We start from the raw sequence: 17,442 nt of genomic DNA on the forward strand, positions 1-17,442 counted from the left end.
CACTCCCTCCGCGTTGCACCGCGGCAGGATAGCCATCGCGCCGCTCCGGGCAAGCGTAACAAAGCGTCAGCGCGCAAACTTCCGGGCGCCGGCAACGCAGAGCACGATGGCGAGCGTGGTGACCACCATCAGGGGGCTGACCTTTTCATGCAGCAGGCCGGCGGCGAGCAGCAGGCCGAAGAAAGGCTGAAGCAACTGCAACTGGCCCACGGCCGCGATACCGCCGAGCGCTAGTCCGCGATACCAGAAGACAAAACCGATCAGCATGCTGAAGACGGAGACATAGGCGAGCCCCATCCAGGCGCCGCCGCCGATACCGGCCCAGGTCTCGGGCAAGGAGAAAAGCGCGACGACAGCCATCAAAGGAAGCGCAAGGATGAGCGCCCAGGAGATGACCTGCCATCCGCCGAGGGTGCGCGAGAGTTTTGCACCTTCCGCATAACCGAGGCCGCAGGCGATGACCGCCGCGACCATCAGCAGGTCCCCGACGAGCGAGACCTCCGCACCGGCGCTCAAGGCAAAACCCACCACCGTGGCGCTGCCGATGACGGAAAACAGCCAGAACAGCGGCTTTGGGCGCTCCCCGCCCCTGAGCACGCCGAAGATCGCTGTCGCAAGCGGCAGGAGGCCGATGAAGACGATGGAATGGGCCGACGTGATGTATTGCAGCGCGATCGCCGTCAGCAGCGGAAAACCGACGACGACGCCGAGCGCGACGATCAGCAGCGACAGGAGATTGTCGCGCGACGGCTTTTTCTGCCGCAGCGCAAAGAGCAGCGCAGCGCCGAGCAACGCGGCGATGACGGCGCGCGCCGAAGTCAGGAAAAGCGGTGAGAAGTCCGATACCGCGACGCGCGTCGCCGGGAGCGAACCGCTGAAGATGATGACCCCGGCAAGCCCACTGCCCCAGCCGTCCATGGATGTTTTCATAGTACCTCGCATTCCACCGGACGATACAGGCGCAGAGGCTAGAAAAGACAGGAACAAAGCAATACAATTTGGAAGAAGTGTACCGGTGTATGAGGCAATACAGTGGAAGTGAGCATGACTGAAAATTCAACCGGAAGCCGGATTGCGGATGTCATGTCGGCGATCCGCAAACGCATCGCCACCCGCGCGCTTGCCCCCGGCGACCGCCTTCCCTCGATCCGCCGCTTTGCCACCACGATGGGCGTCTCGCCCTCAACCGTGGTGGAGGCCTATGACCGGCTGGCGGCGGAGGGTTTGATCCGCGCGCAGCGGGGATCCGGCTTTTACGTCGCCGGCGTCGGCCTGCCGCCGCTGAAACTGGCGGAGGCGGAAACGCCGAAGGCGCGTGCGGTCGATCCGTTCTGGGTGTCGCGGCAATCGTTGGATGCCGATGCCGCCGTGCTCAAGCCCGGCTGCGGCTGGCTGCCGGCGGACTGGATGCCGGACGCAGCACTGCGCCGGGCCATCCGCAGCCTGGCCCGCAGCGACAGCGACCTGCTCTCCTATTACGGCAGCACGCAGGGTTCGCTTGCGCTGCGCCGCTTGCTGCTCGGCCGGCTGGCGGAGGAAGGCATCGAGGCCGGGCGGGATCATCTGATGCTGACCAGTACCGGCACCCAGGCGCTGGACCTGATTTGCCGCTTCCTGTTGCGCCCCGGCGACAAGGTGCTCATCGACGATCCCTGCTACTTCAACTTTCAAGCTCTTCTGAAAGCGCATCAGGTCGAGGTGGTCGGCGTCCCCTACACGCCGTTTGGGCCGGATGTCACGAGGTTTGAAGCGATACTCGCCACCGAACGGCCACGGCTCTACATCACCAATTCCGCGATCCACAATCCGACGGGTGCTACCCTTTCGCCCCAGACGGCATATCGCGTGCTGAATGCGGCTGCCAACAGCGAGATGATCATCGTCGAGGACGATATTTTTGCCGACTTCGAGCCCGAGCCCTCCACACGGCTGGCGGCGCTCGATGGGCTCGACCGCGTCATCCGCATCGGCAGCTTTTCCAAAACGCTCTCCGCCTCCGCGCGCTGCGGCTACATCGCCGCGCGACCGGACTGGATCGAAGGGCTGGTGGATTTGCAGATCGCCACCAATTTCGGCGGTCCGAGCCCGATGTCCAGCGAGATCATCGCCCAAATGTTGGCCGGCGGCGGTTATCGCAAGCATATGGAAGAGCTACGCCGGAAGCTGGTGCGCGCCCGGCGCGAAACAGCAGACCGGCTCGCCCGGCTCGGCATAGAGCCGTGGCTCACGCCGCGCGGCGGCTTCTATCTCTGGTGCCGGCTGCCGGAGGGACTGGATTCCGGTGACGTCGCGCAGGCCGCCGTGGCCGAGGGCGTCGTGCTCGCGCCCGGCAACGTCTTCAGCGTGTCGCAGACGGCGGCCGGCTTCATGCGCTTCAACGTCGCGCACATGCTGGAGCCGCGCGTGTACCAGGTGCTCGGCACGGTGCTGAAACGCGCCGCCTAGCGGCGCTTGGCGAGCATGGAGCGCGACAGCACGACGACGAGGCCGATGATCACCGTCGCCACGATGAACAGGAAGGCGGCGGCGGCAATGGCGGGGCTGATGTTTTCGCGGATGCTGGAAAACATCTGCCGCGCCAATGTGCGCTGGTTGGGACCGGCAACAAAGAGGGTGAGCACCACCTCATCCAGCGACGTGGCGAAGGCAAGCACGGCGCCGGACAGCACGCCCGGCATGGCGAGCGGCAAAGTCACACGCCGGAACACCGTCGTCGGCGATGCGCCGAGGCTCTGAGCTGCCAGTTCCACCCGTTCGTCGATGCCGGCAAGCGCCCCGGTAACGCTGACGATCACGAAGGGTACGGCGACGACCGTGTGGGCGATGATGACGCCGGCATAGCTGTTCGTCAGGCCGAAGCCCGCCAGCAGCACCTGCATGCCGACACCGAGCACCACGGCGGGCACCACCATCGGCAGCAGGAAGAGCGTGCGGATCGAGCCGCGAAAGAACAGCAGTCGGTTGCGCAGGCCAAGCGATGCCGCCGTGCCGAGAATGGTGGCAAGCAATGTCGTGCCCGTGCCGATGATCAGGCTGTTGACGATCGCGCGGCGCCAGGCATCGGCGAAGAACAGTTCTTCGAACCAGCGCAGCGACCAGGAGGGGATCGGATAGGTGAGGATGACGCTCGACGTGAAGGCAAGCGGCAGGATGGCAATCAGCGGCGCGACGAGAAAGAGGACCGTCAGCGTGGCAAAGGTGGCCTTGGCGATTTTCATCGGCATGGTCAGCGCCTCCCCGGTTCGTCGCTGGAGAGACGCGCATAGACGCTGTAGAGCACGAGCGTTGCGACAAGCAGCACCATACCAAGCGCGCCGGCCATGCCCCAGTTCGCCGAACCCGTCGCGTAGAAGGCGATGATCGAGGAGATCATCTGGTCGCCCGGCCCGCCGATCAGCGCTGGTGTGATGTAGTAGCCGATGGCCGAGATGAAGACGAGCAGGCAGCCGGAGGCGACCCCGCGCAGGCTGAGCGGCAAGAGCACGCGCAGGAACGCCCGCACCGGCGGCGCACCGAGCGAGGCGGCGGCCGGCATGAGGTTCTTCGGGATGGTGATCAGAACCGAATAGATTGGCAGCACCATGAAGGGCAGGAGCACATGGGTCATGGCGATGATGACGCCGGTGCGGTTGAAGATCAGTGCCAGCGGCGTGTCGATCAGGCCGATGCCGCGCAGCAGATCGTTGATGAGACCCTGCTCCTGCAACAGGATGAACCAGGCGGCGGTGCGCACGAGAAGCGATGTCCACAGCGGCAGCAGCACGGCGGCGAGCATAAGGTCGCGCTTCCAGCCGTCGAGCGAAGCGGCGATGATGGCATAGGGAAAGCCGATGCAGGCGCAGAAGAAGGTGACGAGTGCTGCTATCCAGAAGGTGCGCACGAGGATCACGCGGTTGACGGACTGGTCGGCCGGCAGGTGCTCTATACTACCGGCGGCGTTGCGGCCAAGGTCGACGGCGGCGAGCAGGTTGCGGTCGGTATAAGGGGAAAGCGCATCGGCGATGGCGATCCAGAATTCCGGTTTTTCCCAGCGCTTGTCGATCGAGACGAGATCGGCGGGCGGGTTGGCCGCGTCGGCCAGCGCGCTCGTGGTCTTGCCCATCAGCGTGCGAAAGCCGGAGCGGGCGCTGTTCAGGCGCCGCACCATGTCGCCGAGCGCCTGGTCATCGTCGACGGCCTTCAGGTCCTCCATCAGCGCCGTCTGCATGGACATGGTCGGTGGCGATTTCCGATCCCAATCGCCGATGACCTCGGCGCTGCGTGGCAGCAAGCGTAGCACGGCCGGATCCGATATCGCCTGCGACATCATGCTGAACAGCGGCCAGACGAAGAAGCCGATGAGGAAGACGAGCAGCGGCGCCAGCAGCAGCAGCAGCGACCGCCCGGTGCGCGACGAGCCCCCGCTCATGGCGCAATGACCCGGCAATCGCCCGCCGCAAAGGCCGCATACACCTTGGTGCCCGGCGGGAACTCGCGCGACCGGCGCCCAAGCTTGGCGATGAGCGGATGCGCCGCATTTTGCAGCTGCACACGCAGGTGATCGCCCTGATAGACGCTGTCCGTCACCTCCGTTTCGAGACTGTTGCGGGCGTCGCCGGCGATCTCGGTGAGATCGACCCGCTCGGGACGGATGGAAAGATAGACGGTCTGGCCCGGCGTAACGGTGCCGGAAACGGCCGAAACGATCTGGGCGCCGGAACTCAGCCGCACATTGGCTTCCGCGCCCTGCACCGCCTCGACGACACCCTCGACCAGGTTGGTCTCACCGATGAACTCGGCGACGAAGCGCGTCGCCGGTTCGTCATAGACCTGCCGCGGCGTGCCGATCTGCTCGATCTTGCCCTTGTTGAAGACCGCGACGCGGTCCGACATGGTCAGCGCTTCGGACTGGTCGTGCGTGACGAAGACGATGGTGAGGCCGAGGCGGCGATGCAGGTCGCGGATGTCGAGCTGCATCTGCTCGCGCAACTGCTTGTCGAGCGCGCCGAGTGGCTCGTCCATCAGCACGACGCGCGGCTCGAAGACCAGTGCCCGGGCGAGCGCCACGCGCTGCTGCTGGCCGCCGGAAAGCTGCGAGGGCCGGCGATCGACAAGCGCGGACATCTGCACCATGTCGAGCGCCCGCTTGACCCGCTCGCCGGTCTCCGCCTTGCCGAGCCCCCGCATCTGCAAGGGAAAGGCGATGTTGTCGCCAACGGACATGTGCGGGAACAGCGCATAACTCTGGAAGACCACGCCCATGTCCCGCTTATGGGTCGGCACGGTATTGATCGCCGTTCCATCAAGCAGGATGTTGCCGGAGGTCGGCTGCTCAAAGCCGGCGAGCATCATCAGCAACGTCGTCTTGCCGGAACCGGACGGGCCGAGAAGGCTAACGAACTCGCCCTTCGCAATGCCGAGGTCGAGGTTCTCGACCACGCAGAGCGGACCGTAGAATTTGGTGATGCGGTCAAATCGAATGAATTCGGCCAAGGAAGACTCCATCGCTAGAGGCGAAGGATACATCATGCGGCAACCCCGCGAGGACGCATCCAGCCGGACAGGAAGGGCGCCCGTTTCGAGCGCCCTCCATCGCGGATGTGCTTACTGGGCCAGCCAAGCGTTGAAGCGCTGCGTCAGCGATTCCGCATTGTCGATCCAGAAGTCGACATTGAGGGCGATCGAGTCCGTCATGTTCGCGGGATCGGTCGGCAGGTCCTTGGCGAATTCCGCCGGCACCTTGGCGGCCGCTTCCTTGTTCGGCAGGCCATAGGCGACGAATTCCGGCAGCTTTGCCTGGTTGTCCGGCAGGCTCGCAAACGCGATGAAGTCCTGCGCGGCGTCCTTGTTCTCAGCGTCCTTCAGCACGACCCAGCTATCGACGGCGTAGATGCTGCCGGGGAAGACGACCTTGAAGTTCTTGCCTTCCGTGCGGTTGATGCCGGTGATGCGGCCATTATAGGCCGAGGCCATCGCGACTTCGCCAGAAGCAAGGAACTGCAGCGGCTGGGCGCCGGATTCCCACCAGACGATGTTCGCCTTCAACTCGTCGAGCTTCTTGAAGGCGCGCTCGACGCCCTCGTCCGTGCCGAGCACGTCATAGAGCTCGTCCTTCGAGACGCCATCGGCGAGCAGCGCGAATTCGAGCGTGTATTTCGGCCCCTTGCGCAGCGAGCGCTTGCCCGGGAATTTTTCGACATTCCAGAAGTCCGCCCATGAGGCCGGGCCTTCCTTCAGCTTGTCACCGTCATAGGCAATCGCCGTGGACCAAACGATGGCGCCAACGCCGCAGTCATTGACCGCGCTGTCGAGGAACTTGTCCTTGCCGCCCAACTTGTCCCAGTCGATCTTCTCGTAGAGACCGTCGGCGCAGCCGAGCGCCAGTTCTTCGGCTTCCACCTGAACGGCATCCCAGTTCGGCGCGCCGGCCTTGACCTTCGACTGGATGACGCCGATACCGCCGTCCCAGGCCTCGTCCAGCACAGGCTTGCCGGTCTTTTCCGCGAATGGCTTGAAATAGATGTTGCGCTGCGCATCCTGATAGTTGCCGCCCCAGGAGACGACGGTCAGGTCGCGCGCCAGGGCCGGCAGAGCAAGGCTTGCGGACAGCACGACGGCGGCGGCCGTCAGAATCCCGGATTTCACGATGGTTTTCATGGCACTCCCCTTTTCTCTTTTATGAAGGAACCGGCAGGCCGGCTCCGATGACGAACTTATGCGACTGCGCCGCCCTCGCCTTTGGCGTATCAGCGGTGTTGCAGCCTCTCCGGTCGCTGCGCCCTTTCCCCGGGGCACGTATCGGCCGATTGATGCATTCCGGTCTGCGTCGGTCAACGGGTTTCGTTGCCGTCTTGACCGTTGTCAGACGTGCTGCCCTCCGTTGATGTGGATTTCCGCACCGTTGATGTAAGACGATGGTTCGGTGCAGAGGAAATAGATGGTTTCCGCAACTTCGCGCGGGTCGCCCAGCCTCTCCATCGGCACTTCCGCCGCCACCAGTTCATCGGTCCCCGGCGAGAGGATGGATGTTTCGATTTCGCCCGGCGCGATCGCATTCGCCCTCACACCACGGCGGCCGAATTCATGGGCCATTTCCCGCGTCAGCGACGCGAGCGCCGCCTTGGAGGCCGCATAGGCGACGCCTGCGAAGGGATGCACGCGGGAGCCGGCAATCGAGGTCACGTTGACGATCGATCCCTTCGCGGCCTCCAGTTCCGGCATCAGCGCGCGGGCGATCAGCGCGGTCGAGATGAGATTGACATTGAGTACCTGCGTCCAGACATCCGCCTCGGTCTCCAGCACGCCAAGGCGCGAGCGGCCCGGTCCCTTCGGCGAGATGCCGGCATTGTTGACCAATGCATGCAGGCGGCCGTTCGGCAGGCGTTCGCGCACGGTCGCGGCGAGACGTTCGATCTGGCTCAGATCGGCAAGGTCGGCCTGGATATGGCTTTCGCGGGCGGACGGCCAGGCGCATTCCTCGGAAAATGCCTGACGCGAAACGGTGAGAATGCGCCAGCCTTTCGATTGGAAGAGTTTTACCGTCGCATGGCCGATGCCGCGGCTCGCTCCCGTCAGCAACATGTAGCGGCGTTCTTCGGTCATGGACGCATTCTCCATTGATGCTTGATGCATCGTAATAGGCAGCTCACGAAATGCAAGCCTCTTGTTCGCACGGTCATCACGCGCGGCGGGCGGGTCGTTCCACACCGTGCACGATGCGCTCGAGGATCGGCTTGCCGCCGAGCAGGATATCATCGACGATCGCCATTGAAGCGGCGGCAGGATCATGCCGTTTCAGCGCCTCGATGACGGGGTAGTGATGATCGATCATCGCCCGTCCGCCTTCAATGTAGGCATCCGAAATATGCGGCCCCATCTGCAACCAGAGCCGTCGAAGAATGTTGTTCAGCACTGGAAGACCGGCAATCTGCGGCAGCATGAAGTGAAAGGCCTGGTTGAGCTGCGTGCCCTTCAGGCGATCGCCAGCGTCGATTGCCTGCTCGTTTTCCCGCAAAATGCCCTCCAAAGCATGAATATCGGCACTGGTAGCGACTTGCGCGGCCGTCTCCGCGGCCAGCCCCTCCAGCCGGATGCGGATCGCCCGGATTTCCCGGTAGCGGCTTTCGGCCATGCCGGGAATGCGAATGTCGCGTGGCGAGCGGAAGGTGATTGCCTCATCGTTGGCAAGGCGCAGGATGGCGTCACGGATCGGCGTGACGCTGGTGCCGAACTGTTCGGCGAGATCGCGGATCTTCAGCCGGTCGCCGGGCTGGAACCGTCCCTGCATCAACGCATCGCACAGTGCGGCGTAGACGACGCTGTTGAGGTTCTCATGTTCCAGTGTCGTAAATTCAGCCATGGAACTCATCCGCAAAATAAAATAATAAGATACTTGATGCATCTTTTTTGACGTGTTTCAAGTATGAGCCTCTGCCGGACGTTATCTTTCTCTACCGGATGGCACATACTCCCGCCGTAAGCACCTCAACGGCGGGACGATACAGGCAAGAAAAGTGCGGACCACCGCATCAACGGAGCAAACATGACGGAGCCATCGCCCGCCGCCAAGAAACCGGATTCCATGTCGGCGACATGGAGCGTGACGTCGCTCGAGGATGCAAAGCTGGCAGTCGAGGATGTTTACGGCCTTTCAGGCGCCGTCAAACGGCTTTCAAGCGAGCGGGACGAAACCTTCCTCTTCACCCGAATGGACGGTACGGATTTCGTCCTAAAGATCGCCAATCCCGCCGAGGACCCGGCCGCACTGGAATTCCAGGACGGCGCGCTGCTGCATCTTGAAGCGGCAGCCCCCACAGTGCCCGTGCCGCGGCTGGTGCGCACGAGGGATGGCGAACAAAGCCAGACGCTCGCAACCGCCGACGGCCCGCGCATCATGCGCCTGCTGACCTTCCTGCCGGGAGAACTGCAATATCGCACGCCCACCACCGAAGCCCAGAGCCGCAATGTCGGCCGCGCGCTGGCGGAACTGGGCCTTGGACTTGAGACCTATGATGGCCGCCCGCCCGCCGGAAAGCTGATGTGGGACATCTCCCATATGCTCGATCTTGCTGCTGTCATCGACGATGTCGCGCCGGAACGCCGGGCGCAGGCGGCGGGCGTGATCGCGGAGTTCGAGCGGGCACTGCCCGCCATCGCCGCGCTCAAGCGGCAGCAGATCATCCACAACGATTTCAATCCGCACAATATCCTGCTCGACCCTGCATCACCCACCCATGTCGTCGGCATCATCGATTTCGGTGACATGGTGCATGCACCGCTGATCAACGATCTCGCCGTCGGACTGTCCTATCATCTGGCGACGGACAACTGGCAAGCGCGGACCCGCGCCCTTCTCGAAGGGTTCCTCTCTGCACGCCCACTCGAGCCCGGCGAGATCGAACTTCTGCCGCTTCTGTGCCGCTGCCGGCTGGCGATGTCCATCATCATCGCCGAATGGCGCTCCGCACGGTTTCCGGAGAACCGCGACTACATCATGCGCAACCACGCCACCGCCTGGCGGGGTCTGCAAAACATATCCGATCTGACACCCGCCGGGCTGAAACGGCTCGTGCCCAACCTTTCCGAGGCCTGACCATGTCGATGGTGAATGCATTTTCGCAGGAAGATTTCGAGCGGCTGAACGAGGCCGACCGGGCGCTGATCGCCCGCCGGGAAAAGGTGCTCGGCCCCGCCTACCGCCTGTTCTATGAAAAGCCGCTGCATCTGGTGCGCGGCGAAGGCGTCTTCCTCTACGACGCCTCGGGTGAAAAATATCTCGACGCCTATAACAACGTCGCCTCGCTCGGCCATTGCCATCCGCGCGTCGTGGAGGCAATCACCAAGCAGACGGCGGTGCTCAACACCCATACGCGCTACCTGCACGAAGGTATCATCGAGTATGCCGAGGCGCTGACGGCGACTTTCCCCGAAACGCTCAGCCAGGCCATGTTTACCTGCACGGGCAGCGAGGCAAATGACCTTGCGGTGCGCATCGCCCGCCATGTCACGGGTGGCACCGGCATCATTGCGACGGAGCTCGCCTATCACGGCCTGACGAGCGCGGTTGCCGAATTCTCGCCGTCGCTTGGCGAATCGGTGACACTCGGGCCGCATGTGCGCACCGTGCCCGCACCGGACAGCTATCGCCATTCGCCGGAAGAAGTGATGGAAAAGTTCGGCCGCGACGTGCGCGCCGCCATCGCTGATCTCCAGCGCCACGGCATCAAGCCGGCCATGCTGATCACCGACACGATTTTTTCCAGCGACGGCATTTTCGCCGGCCCGAAGGGTTTTCTGAAGCCGGCTGTCGATGCGATCCATGCGGCGGGCGGCCTCTTCATCGCCGACGAGGTCCAACCCGGCTTCGGCCGCACCGGCGAGGCCATGTGGGGTTTCGAACGCCACGGTGTTTCACCCGACATGGTGACGATCGGCAAGCCGATGGGTAACGGCTATCCGATGGCGGGCATTGTGTTGCGGCCCGAGGTGATTGCCGAATTCGGCCCGCGGGCGCGCTATTTCAACACGTTCGGCGGCAATCCGATTGCTGCCGCAGCCGGCAAGGCGGTGCTCGACACGATCCAGATTGAAGGCTTGCAGCAGAACGCGCTGGAAGTCGGCCGTTATCTGATGGACGGCCTCAAAAGCCTTGCCGACCGTTATCACGCCATCGGCGACGTGCGTGGCTCCGGCCTGTTCATCGGTGTCGAGATCGTCGCCGATCCGGCTACCAAGAGCCCCGATGCGGCCCTGACCACCCGCATCGTCAACGGCCTGCGCGAGCGCCGCATCCTCATCAGCGCTTCCGGCCCGCGGGCCAACGTCCTCAAAATCCGCCCGCCGCTCGTCTTCTCCCGAGAGAATGCCGACATGCTGGTGGATGCGCTGGGCGATGTATTGAAGACACTGTGACGGCAAGGGGCTGCGAGCCCCCGGCGCTTACAGCGAAGCGCCAATCTTTAGCCCCTCGTAGACCGCCTCTTCGGCGGTGCGGGGGGCGAGGCTGTCGCCGATGATGTGGACTTCCTTCACCAGGCCCCGCAGCATTTCCGCGAGTTCGTCCACCGGCTCATGGCCAAGACAGAGCACCAGCGTTTCCACGTCCTCGAACAGGATCGGCAGCTCGCTCACCGTGTGCTGCATGTAGACCGTGCCCCCGTCGCAACCGTAGAGGCGGGCATAGGGCGTGATGCGCACGCCGATGCGGTGCAGTTCGGCGGCGATGTTGTCGCGCACGTAGAGCGGCAGGAGTTCGGCTGCATGGGTGCCGTTGACGGCGAGCTCGACGCTGCACCCCTCGCCGGTCAGCAGTTCTGCAATGCCGGGACCGATCCAGTCGCAACGCCAGTCCGCGACGACGACGCGGCTGCCGGTTTTTACCTCGCGGCGCAACACCTGCCATGCATCGACGATCTGGACGCTGCCATCCTGCTCGATATCGGGCCGATAGGGTTTCGCGCCGGTGGCGAGGATCACCGCATTCGGCTTTTCCGCCTCCACCAGCACGCGGTCGACACGCGTGCCGCGCACCACGCGCACATTGGCCCGCTCCACCTCGTGGGCGAGATTGGTGACGATACCGCCGAACTCGGCACGTCTGGGAAGCTGCTGGGCAAGCAGCGCCTGGCCGCCGAGTTGCGGTGCGGCTTCGTAGAGCGTCACGCGATGTCCGCGACTGCCGGCAACCGCCGCAGCCTTGAGGCCTGCCGGCCCGCCGCCGATCACCATGACGGATTTCGGCCGTGCGGCCGGCGTAAGTGTGCCGAATTTCAGCTCTCGCCCGGTTTCGGGACGCTGGATGCAGGAAATCGGCACGCCGCGGTGAAAGTGGCCGATACAGGCCTGGTTACAGGCGATGCAGGCGCGGATATCGTCGGTGTGTCCCGCCTCGGCCTTGCCCGGCATGGCCGGATCACAGATCATCGCCCGCGTCATCCCGCAAACATCCGCCGAACCGCCGGCAAGGACCGCTTCGGCCTCCTGCGGCTGGTTTATGCGACCCGTGACGAAGACGGGAATGGCAAGCGCCTGACGAAACCGCGCGGCATCGCCGGCAAGATAGGCATGACGATAGGCCATGGGCGGTACGATGTGCACGGCCCCGCCGAGCGAGGCGGAGGTGCCGGCCGTCAGGCTGACATAATCCAGCAGCGGCTCGAGCCGGCGACAGATGGCGAGCGCCTCGTCGCCCGTCAGCCCCTGTTCGTCGCGCTCGCTGGTGCTGATACGCATGCCGATGACGAAATCCTCCGACGTCTCGGCACGCATCGCCAAGAGCGCGTCGACCGCAAAGCGCAGCCGGTTTTCCAGATCGCCGCCATAGGCATCGCTGCGGCGATTGACCCGGGGATTGAAGAATTGGGCGGGCAAGTAGCCGTGGCTTGCGACAAACTCGACGCCATCGATGCCGGCCGCATGCATGCGGCGCGCGGCGGCGGCGTAGCCGGCAACGATTTCGTCGATCATGCGCTGGTCGAGCTGTCGCGGCATCACGCGAAAACGCTCGTTCGGCGAGACGGACGGTGCGTAGGCAACGGTCAAAAGCCCGTCGCCGCCCTCCATGATCTCGCGCCCGGGATGAAAGAGCTGCGAGAACAGCGCACATCCCTCGGCGTGACAGACCTCCGCAAGCCGTCGATAGCCCTCGATACAGTCGTCGCTGACCGCCATGAGCATGTGCGAGGTATAGCGTGCCGTCTCATGCACGCCGGCCACCTGGCTGACGATCAGGCCCGCCCCGCCCTGCGCCCGCGCTGCGTGATAGGCAATCAGCGCATCGTTGATCAGGCCGTCGGTTGGCAGTGTCGTATCGTGGCCGGACGACATGATGCGATTCTTCAGTCGCACGCCACGGATCTGCAGCGGCTGAAACAGATGGGGGAATGCGTCTGTCGTCATGAAACCCGGCCTCCTCCTGCGGTGACTACGAAAGCTTGACGATGCATATTTTATCCTGAGTAAAAAATACATGCGATATTTTTACTTTGGGCAAAATTTGTTGTCATTCGCGCAGGGTTGTGCATGCCTGTGCCGAAAATCTGCGCAGCGAAGGATAGTCTGGAGCCGTGCCCCTAGAGAAAGACGGAAGGCAGCAATGGCCTCTGACGACCATCTCGGCTTCAAACTGCCGGCCGATCCTGCCGGTGAGGAGGCCGTTCTCGGCGAACGCATTCGCGACCTGCGCAAGCGGCGCAAGATGACGCTGGCGCAGCTTGCGGACAGCGCCGGCCTTTCGACCGGCTATATCAGCCAGATCGAGCGCAACCTCGCCTATCCGTCTATCCCCGCGCTGGTGGGGATTGCCCGCAGTCTCGGCGTGACCGTTCAATGGTTCTTCGCCGGCGCCTCGCGGGTGCCGCAGGAGGAGCATGGCTATGTCGTCCGGCGCGGCAACCGGCTGAAGATCCAGTATGAACAAGGCATCATTGACGAGTTGCTGACGCCGAAAATGAGCCTGCAGGTAGAGTTGATCTACACAAACCTGCCGCCCGGCAGCGAGAGTGCGGAAAGCTACAGCCACACCGGCGACGGCGTCGGCTTCGTGCTGTCCGGGGAGCTGGAAATCTGGGTCGGGGAGCGGCGCTTCCATCTCCACGAGGGCGACAGTTGCTCATACTCGGCCGGCGAGCCGCATCGCTATCGCAATCCGGGGCAACGGGATGCCGTGGTGCTATGGGCGATCAGCCCGCCGAATTTTTGAAAATGGTGCGGAAAAGGCGGCCTTGCAAAGGCCGCCCGCGGGTCAGCCGACGCGCTTTTCAAGCTCGTCCTCGTCGATGATGGCGGCCGCGCCCGGTACGGCGACGAACTGTTCCAGCGTCATCGTGTCGAGGATCGAGGCGATGGCGTCGCGCACATCCGTCATGGCGCGCCGGACCTGACAGGTATCCGGGTCGGCGCAGTCCTCGCAGGCCTCGAAGGCCGTGCGGCTGGCACAGCGAATGGGGGCAAGCGGCCCGTCAAGCACGCGGATGGCATGGCCGATGCGGATTTCGGAGGCCAGATGGGACAGCGAATAGCCGCCGCCCGGACCCTTCTTCGAGCGCAGCATGCCGGCATTGCGCAGTTCGAGCAGGATCGTGTCGAGGAACTTCTTCGGAATATTATTGCGCAGCGCAATTTCGGCCACGAACGCCGTTTCGCCCGGCCCGAGGCGTGCCAGGTCCACCAGCGCCTTCAGTCCGTATTTTCCCTTTTTCGTCAGCATGTCGGTCTGCTTTCCATCAGCACTGGGGCATCGTCCGGATACGCCCGGGAGCGCGGACGCGTACATCCCGCGTCCCAGGGGTTCCATCCGTCGATCTTGGGGAAGATCGATGGCTCACCCTTGCCGGGTGATTCTGGCTCATTCTTGGCACCGAAGTGCGAAAAACATATAAAAACGGTATAATTTATTTGTGCGGGGTGCAGCAAGGGAATTGGCGCCTTTTGTCAAGCTCTTATGCAGGTTTCGTCGGCGACGTGCCCAATCTGCATCGGTTTTACCGGCGAATTGTTCGTTCCGTGCTTTTCGGCGCACCCAAGCCGTCTTTGACACCAGGCGAAATGCAGGGCGGCCGTTTTCGGCACTGCTCCCGGAAAACGCAAAAGCAATCGCCGATGCGCGGTGAAATTGAGGCAAAAATTTCTCTACTAAATTTATTGATTATATAGCCTTGAGAAACCGGCCCGCACCAACCTCGGGCAACGGCAACTTGAGGAGAGGACCATGACCATCAACCGCAGAACCCTGCTTGCCGCGACCGCCGCCCTTGCCATGGCCGCGTCGTTCGGCACCGCCTTTGCCGAAGAGGTGACGCTCAACATCGGCTACCAGCCGATTGTCGAGCCCTCGCGCGTCCCGCAGGCCGACGGCACCTACGAGAAGGTGACGGGCGCCAAGATCAACTGGCAGAAGTTCGACGGCGGCGCCGACGTGATTGCCGCGATCGCCTCCGGCTCACTTGACATCGGTTATGTCGGCTCCTCGCCGCTTGCCGCAGCATCAAGCCGCGAACTGCCGATCGAGACGATCTTCGTCGTCGGCCTGATCAGCGAGGCGGAAGCACTTGCGGTCAAGACCATCGACAAGCCGGAAGACGTTGCCGGCAAAAAGATCGCGACGCCCTTCGTTTCCACGGCCCATTACAGCCTACTGACGGCGCTGAAGCACTGGAAGGTCGATCCGAAGTCCGTCGAGATCCTCAACCTGCGTCCGCCGGAAATCGCGGCGGCGTGGGAACGTGGCGATATCGATGGCGCCTATGTCTGGGATCCGGTCCTGGCGCAGTTGAAGAAGAGCGGCAAGGTTCTGGCCACGTCTGCGGACGTCGCCGATTGGGGCGGCCCGACCTTCGACGCGTGGATCGTCAGCAAGAAGTTTGCCGAAGAGCATCCGGACGTCGTGACGGCCTTCGTGAAGGTGACGGGCGATGCGACCGCCGCCTACCGCGCCAACCCAGACGCCTGGAACGCGACGTCACCGGAAGCTGAAAAGATCGCCCGCCTGACGGGCGCCAAGCAGGACGAGGTTCCGGCCCTTCTCAAGGGCTACATCTTCCCGACGCTCGAAGAGCAGGCCGGTGAGGCATTGCTTGGCGGCGGTACGGTGAAGGCGGTTTCCGATACCTCTGCCTTCCTGCTGGAGCAGGGCAAGATCCCGGCGGCACTCTCCGACTACAAGCCCTACGTCTCGACCCGCTGGGTGACCGACGCGGCAAAGCTCGCCTACTGATCCGGCAACAATCCTGCGGCGGAGATGGCCCGGTCGCGCGAAAGCGCCGCCGGGCCATCGCCAGATAAAACGCCACCCCATTTCCGGAGGCCCCATGAGCGTCCTGACATTCCGCAACGTTTCGCTGCGCTACCCGCCAAGGGCTGGCCGCGGCGGCACCAGCGAACAGCTTGTGCTCGATACGATCGAGCTGCAAATCGCCTCGAACGAGCTGGTTGCCGTCATTGGCCGTTCCGGCTCCGGCAAGACGAGCCTGCTCAATCTCGCCGCCGGTTTTCTTAATCCCTCCTCGGGCACGATCACCGTCGACGGCGAGCCCATTCGCGGCCCCGGCGCTGACAGGGCCGTCGTCTTCCAAGACGATGCGCTTTATCCCTGGCTCGATGCCCGCGACAACATCGCCTTTCCCTTCAAGCTGAAGGGCATTCCGCTTGCCGAACGTCGCGCGCGTGCCGACGCGCTTCTCGACCGCGTCGGCCTTGCGGATGCCGGCGACCGGCGCATATGGGAACTGTCCGGTGGCATGCGCCAGCGTGTCGGCATCGCCCGGGCGCTCGCCGCCGAGCCGCGCTTCCTGCTGCTCGACGAACCGCTCGGCGCGCTCGATGCGCTGACCCGCACACGCATGCAGGAGTTCCTGCTGCGCATCAAGGCCGAGAGCGGTGCCGGGGCTCTGCTCATCACCCACAGCATTGAGGAAGCCCTGTTGCTCGGCACGCGCGTCGTCGTACTCTCGCCCAATCCCGGCCGGCTGACGGCGGAGATCGAGGCCGGCTTCAACGCGGAGGTGCAGAATGGCGCCTCGGTGGCCGCCGTGAAGGCCTCACCGCTCTTCAAGCGCATGCATGCGGGGCTCACCGGCCTCATCCATTCCACCAGTGACGAGGAGATTGCCGCATGACGCTCTCCACTGAAATCGACGCCTTGCCGCAACAGATCGCGGCTGAGAATACCACCCGCCCGCGGACCGCGCGTCCCCTGCCCGTTGCCGTCATTTCGGCGATCACCGTTGTGCTGATCATCGGGGCATGGGGGCTTGCCTCGGCCTATGCGCTGGTCTCGCCGGTCTTCCTGCCCTCGCCGCGAGAGGTCGTGCTTGCCCTCTACAATCTCATCGTGAAGGGTTTCGTCGATGCGACGCTTGCCGAACATGTCGGCGCCAGCCTTACCCGTATTTTTGGCGCGCTGATTGCGTCCATCATCATCGGCATACCCGCCGGCATCGCCATCGGCACCAGCCGGGTCGGCCGCGGCATTCTTGATCCGATCGTCGAGTTCCTGCGACCGCTGCCGCCGCTTGCCTATCTGCCGCTCATCATCATCTGGGTGGGCATCGGCGAGGCGTCGAAGATCACCGTGATTGCACTCTCCATGCTGCCCTCGATCATCCTGTCGGCCTCCGCCGGCGTGCGCGCGGTCTCCAAGGATCATGTCAATGCAGCGCGTTCGCTCGGCGCGAGCAAACGGCAGGTTCTGGCGGAAGTCGTCTTGCCAAGCTCCGTGCCGTCGATCCTCACCGGCATCCGCATCGCGCTCGGTGCAGGCTGGACGACGCTGGTGGCGGCGGAGCTGGTTGCAGCGACGAGCGGTATCGGCTTCATGATCCAGTCAGCCGCACAGTTCCTCGTCACCGACATCGTGATCGCCGGCATTATCGTCATCGCGCTGATCGCCATTCTGCTGGAATACATCGCCCGGCTAATCGAACGGCGCCTGGTGCCCTGGGCTTCGCACCGCTGAGACCATGCTGG

16 protein-coding genes are annotated in these 17,442 nt (G+C 63.8%); 7 read left to right on the plus strand and 9 right to left on the minus strand.

The genetic code is table 11. From position 1 onward, the window contains the following. Positions 1-66: 66 nt before the first annotated feature. Complete coding sequence (locus tag ACT6VE_RS09395; RefSeq protein ID WP_444798349.1) at positions 67-930, minus strand: DMT family transporter; 864 nt, start codon at positions 928-930, stop codon at positions 67-69. Between the two features lie 114 nt (positions 931-1,044). Here ACT6VE_RS09395 and ACT6VE_RS09400 point away from each other — a divergent pair, with 114 nt between their 5' ends. Further along, positions 1,045-2,445, plus strand: a complete 1,401-nt coding sequence (locus ACT6VE_RS09400) for an aminotransferase-like domain-containing protein (protein ID WP_444798350.1) — start codon at positions 1,045-1,047, stop codon at positions 2,443-2,445. On the opposite strand, the gene ACT6VE_RS09405 is transcribed toward ACT6VE_RS09400, so the two are convergent. The 6 genes from ACT6VE_RS09405 to ACT6VE_RS09430 all read right to left on the minus strand — a co-directional run bounded on the left by ACT6VE_RS09405 (position 2,442) and on the right by ACT6VE_RS09430 (position 8,338). Next, a complete protein-coding gene (locus ACT6VE_RS09405; RefSeq protein WP_444798351.1) occupies positions 2,442-3,224 on the minus strand; it encodes an ABC transporter permease in 783 nt (260 codons plus the stop codon). The genes ACT6VE_RS09400 and ACT6VE_RS09405 overlap by 4 nt on opposite strands. Before the next feature lie 2 nt (positions 3,225-3,226). After that, a complete protein-coding gene (locus ACT6VE_RS09410; protein ID WP_444798352.1) occupies positions 3,227-4,408 on the minus strand; it encodes an ABC transporter permease in 1,182 nt (393 codons plus the stop codon). Next, positions 4,405-5,484: an ABC transporter ATP-binding protein gene (locus ACT6VE_RS09415; protein WP_444798353.1), complete on the minus strand. Its 1,080-nt coding sequence runs from the start codon at positions 5,482-5,484 to the stop codon at positions 4,405-4,407. Before ACT6VE_RS09415 ends, ACT6VE_RS09410 begins: the two co-directional genes overlap by 4 nt. A 99-nt stretch (positions 5,485-5,583) precedes the next feature. Then, positions 5,584-6,624, minus strand: coding sequence for an ABC transporter substrate-binding protein (locus ACT6VE_RS09420; RefSeq protein WP_444798625.1), 1,041 nt, complete (start codon positions 6,622-6,624; stop codon positions 5,584-5,586). 216 nt (positions 6,625-6,840) lie between these two features. Then, complete coding sequence (locus tag ACT6VE_RS09425; protein ID WP_444798354.1) at positions 6,841-7,581, minus strand: SDR family NAD(P)-dependent oxidoreductase; 741 nt, start codon at positions 7,579-7,581, stop codon at positions 6,841-6,843. Positions 7,582-7,657: 76 nt separating this feature from the next. Next, entirely contained in the window at positions 7,658-8,338 is a 681-nt protein-coding gene (locus tag ACT6VE_RS09430; protein WP_261003367.1) for a GntR family transcriptional regulator, read from the minus strand. Positions 8,339-8,521: 183 nt separating this feature from the next. Between ACT6VE_RS09430 and ACT6VE_RS09435 the strand changes: the two genes are divergently transcribed. Continuing rightward, positions 8,522-9,571: a phosphotransferase gene (locus tag ACT6VE_RS09435; protein WP_444798355.1), complete on the plus strand. Its 1,050-nt coding sequence runs from the start codon at positions 8,522-8,524 to the stop codon at positions 9,569-9,571. A gap of 2 nt (positions 9,572-9,573) precedes the next feature. Beyond that, positions 9,574-10,890 (plus strand): aspartate aminotransferase family protein, encoded by a 1,317-nt coding sequence (locus tag ACT6VE_RS09440; protein WP_444798356.1) that lies wholly within the window; start codon positions 9,574-9,576, stop codon positions 10,888-10,890. Between the two features lie 27 nt (positions 10,891-10,917). Here ACT6VE_RS09440 and ACT6VE_RS09445 read toward each other — a convergent pair whose 3' ends face one another. Next, positions 10,918-12,876 carry an oxidoreductase gene (locus ACT6VE_RS09445; protein WP_444798357.1) on the minus strand — a complete coding sequence of 653 codons (1,959 nt, stop codon included), beginning with the start codon at positions 12,874-12,876 and terminating at the stop codon, positions 10,918-10,920. A 196-nt stretch (positions 12,877-13,072) separates the two neighbouring features. Here ACT6VE_RS09445 and ACT6VE_RS09450 point away from each other — a divergent pair, with 196 nt between their 5' ends. Next, positions 13,073-13,678, plus strand: coding sequence for a helix-turn-helix domain-containing protein (locus ACT6VE_RS09450; RefSeq protein WP_444798358.1), 606 nt, complete (start codon positions 13,073-13,075; stop codon positions 13,676-13,678). A 42-nt stretch (positions 13,679-13,720) separates the two neighbouring features. On the opposite strand, the gene ACT6VE_RS09455 is transcribed toward ACT6VE_RS09450, so the two are convergent. Next, positions 13,721-14,185, minus strand: coding sequence for an RrF2 family transcriptional regulator (locus ACT6VE_RS09455; RefSeq protein WP_444798359.1), 465 nt, complete (start codon positions 14,183-14,185; stop codon positions 13,721-13,723). A gap of 501 nt (positions 14,186-14,686) precedes the next feature. Here ACT6VE_RS09455 and tauA point away from each other — a divergent pair. From tauA to ACT6VE_RS09470, 3 genes are all read left to right on the plus strand, one after another. Beyond that, on the plus strand, positions 14,687-15,691 hold the full coding sequence (tauA, locus tag ACT6VE_RS09460) for a taurine ABC transporter substrate-binding protein (RefSeq protein WP_444798360.1): 1,005 nt from the start codon (positions 14,687-14,689) through the stop codon (positions 15,689-15,691). A gap of 94 nt (positions 15,692-15,785) precedes the next feature. Continuing rightward, entirely contained in the window at positions 15,786-16,592 is an 807-nt protein-coding gene (locus ACT6VE_RS09465; protein WP_444798361.1) for a taurine ABC transporter ATP-binding protein, read from the plus strand. After that, complete coding sequence (locus ACT6VE_RS09470) at positions 16,589-17,431, plus strand: ABC transporter permease subunit (protein ID WP_444798362.1); 843 nt, start codon at positions 16,589-16,591, stop codon at positions 17,429-17,431. The genes ACT6VE_RS09465 and ACT6VE_RS09470 overlap by 4 nt, the downstream gene beginning before the upstream one ends. Positions 17,432-17,442: the final 11 nt, after the last annotated feature.

It is taken from the genome of Shinella sp. (assembly GCF_052438155.1).
Taxonomy (GTDB): domain Bacteria; phylum Pseudomonadota; class Alphaproteobacteria; order Rhizobiales; family Rhizobiaceae; genus Shinella.